The 2472-nt window shown below is 48.6% G+C and carries 3 protein-coding genes; 1 reads left to right on the top strand and 2 read right to left on the bottom strand.

What is annotated here, in order from left to right:
* Together tnpB and tnpA are read right to left on the bottom strand one after the other, a co-directional pair.
* Positions 1–322 (bottom strand): IS66 family insertion sequence element accessory protein TnpB (gene tnpB, locus AAIR21_RS27575; protein WP_434682793.1); only part of this gene is annotated, 322 nt, incomplete at its 3' end.
* Positions 319–963, bottom strand: coding sequence for an IS66-like element accessory protein TnpA (tnpA, locus tag AAIR21_RS27580; protein ID WP_333169112.1), 645 nt, complete (start codon positions 961–963; stop codon positions 319–321). The genes tnpB and tnpA, both read right to left, overlap by 4 nt.
* A 68-nt stretch (positions 964–1031) precedes the next feature.
* On the opposite strand from tnpA, the gene AAIR21_RS27585 reads away from it, so the two are divergent.
* Positions 1032–2377, top strand: a protein-coding gene (locus tag AAIR21_RS27585; protein WP_416186580.1) for an IS3 family transposase whose coding sequence is annotated in 2 segments (ribosomal slippage) — positions 1032–1499 and positions 1502–2377 — 1344 coding nt in all. Because the reading frame shifts where the segments join, the coding sequence is not laid out codon by codon here.
* Positions 2378–2472 lie beyond the last annotated feature (95 nt).

Here is a 2472-nt window from a genome sequence, read left to right on the forward strand (position 1 = left end):
TTCTTTGCGGATGTTTCCAGTTAATGCCCTCCAGCAACATGGATAACTGTGCCGGTGTCAGGTGGACTTTGCCGTCACGGGTCACCGGCCAGACGAAGCGTCCACGCTCAAGCCGTTTAGTGAACAGGCACAGACCATCGGCATCAGCCCACAGCAACTTGAGCATATCACCCCGACGCCCGCGGAAGATGAAGACCTGCCCGGAGAACGGATTATCGTTCAGTGCATTCTGCACCTTTGAGGCCAGACCGTTGAACCCGTTGCGCATATCGGTGATGCCTGCCACGATCCAGATGCGTGTTCCCGCCGGCAACATGCTCATTGTGCACCCGCCTTCATTTCGCCTATTAGCATACGCAGAAGTTCGGGTGTCAACGCCCCCCGGATACGCAGTATTCCGTAGGGAAGTTCCAGTTCACAGCAGGGCTCTCCAGCTGCAGATTGCGGCATAACTGGGGCCGATGTCTCAGCAGGCACAGTGGTTTCAGCCAGAGTAACCGGCAGGAGTAATGTGTCGTCATTCCGGTACCGCAGCAGCCCTCGCTTATAAAGGTTACGCCAGTTAAACAACAGGTTATCGTTAATGCCGTGTTCCCGAGCCAGTTGAGCCACATTGGTACCGGGTTGCAGTGATTTTTCGACCAGAGCGATTTTAAACTCATGTGGAAAATTCGGGCGGCGTGGCCGCTTGCGCGCAACGGGCTCTTCCACCAAAGCAGCCTCTGGGATATGAGGGTTCTCGATTATGTCTACCGCGATACGCGCAGGATAGAGCAGTGACGCGAGCTTATCGGGAGTCATGCTGTCAGACAGCGGCCAGCTAATACCCAGCTTTTTGAAGCGAACAAAGAGCTCGCAGATAGTACTTTTGGGGATTCCAAGCCGCCGGCCGACGTCAAGTCTGGACAGGCGTTCATCAAAATGTAGGCGCAGTGCGTCGAAAAGCAGAGTCCGATATTTCATAGCGATAATGTCCATTATAAATGTAGTGCGCCCCAAAAGTTAGACACCAGATCAAAAACTGAGGGCGCATGGCAAAATTTTCATTGGAATTCAAAAAGGAAGTATCAGAGAAGTACCTTGAAGATGAGTTGAGTCTGAAATTTGTAGCCAGAATGTACGACATCAGCCCCTGTACGGTAAGAAAATGGGCTTATGCTTACCGGGAGCATGGGATAGGCGTACTTACGGGTAAAAAGGGGCGCTACTCTGCTGATTTCAAACTTATGGTAGTAAAAGAAGTCGTGGATGATTGCTTCTCTGTTCGTGAAACTGCGGTTAAACATGGGATACCAGCCTTTGGTACTGTATGTACCTGGCTTGAAAAATATAGAAAACATGGCGAGGATGCTTTCACCCGAAAAAATAAAAAGATCATCCCTGTGCCAGATAAAAGCGTCAGTCCAGCCCCACCACTGCCAGCATTAACCGATGTTGAGCGAGAGGAACTTGAACAACTCAGGGTCGAGAATGCCTACTTAAAAAAGCTGAAGGCCTTGGTTCATCAGAAAACATGCTCAACGTCCAGGAAAAAGTGAGCATTGTGAATGAACTAAGGCAGGAATGGACATTGTCCCGATTGCTAATGGTTGCCGGGCTGCCGCGGAGCACATTTTACTATCATGTCAAACGTCTTGCGGCTCCGGACCGATACCAGTCTGCCAGAGCGCTTGTGCTGAAAATTTATCACCAGCACAAAGGCCGCTATGGTTACAGACGCATCAGGCTGGCATGTCGTAACGAGGGGGTTTTACTTAATGGCAAAACCGTCAGAAAACTTATGAAGGAGCTGGGTATTAGCAGCCTGATCCGCGTCAAAAAGTACCGTTCATATAAAGGAGAACAAGGACGAATTTGCGATAATCTTCTGAAACGCCAGTTTGAAGCAGAACGCCCCAACGAGAAGTGGGTTACAGATGTCACTGAATTTAAAGTGAATGGCAAGAAGCTGTATTTGTCGCCCATCATGGATCTTTATAATGGCGAAATAATTGCCTATAACCTCGCCACTCGCCCTTTACCTTCAATGGTGCAGACTATGCTTACGGATGCGCTGAAACAGTTGTCGAAAGATGAACACCCAATACTGCACAGCGATCAAGGCTGGCAATATCAGATGTCACGGTGGCAGCGATGGTTAAAGGATAGCGGTATCGTTCAGAGTATGTCTCGCCGGGGAAATTGCCTTGATAATGCGGTTATAGAGAGCTTTTTTGGAACATTGAAATCAGAATGTTATTACCTCAATGAATATAAAAATGTGGATGACTTAAAGAGAGACATCATCGGTTACATTGAATATTATAACCAATTGAGGATAAAGGAAAAACTTGGCGGTCTTAGCCCGGTACAATATCGACTGAGTCAGGCTGCATAAGTTGTCCAAGATCTGGGGCGCAGTTCATAAATGATGGACATTATTTTCCCGGAACCGGAGGTCTACCGATAGACGGTCTATATGAGCCGCTTACG

The organism is Enterobacter sp. PTB (assembly GCF_051130085.1).
Lineage (GTDB): Bacteria > Pseudomonadota > Gammaproteobacteria > Enterobacterales > Enterobacteriaceae > Enterobacter > Enterobacter ludwigii.

Coding starts and splice junctions, on each gene's coding strand:
- tnpA (WP_333169112.1), bottom strand. CDS start 963: ATGAAATATCGGACTCTGCTTTTCGACGCACTGCGCCTACATTTTGAT.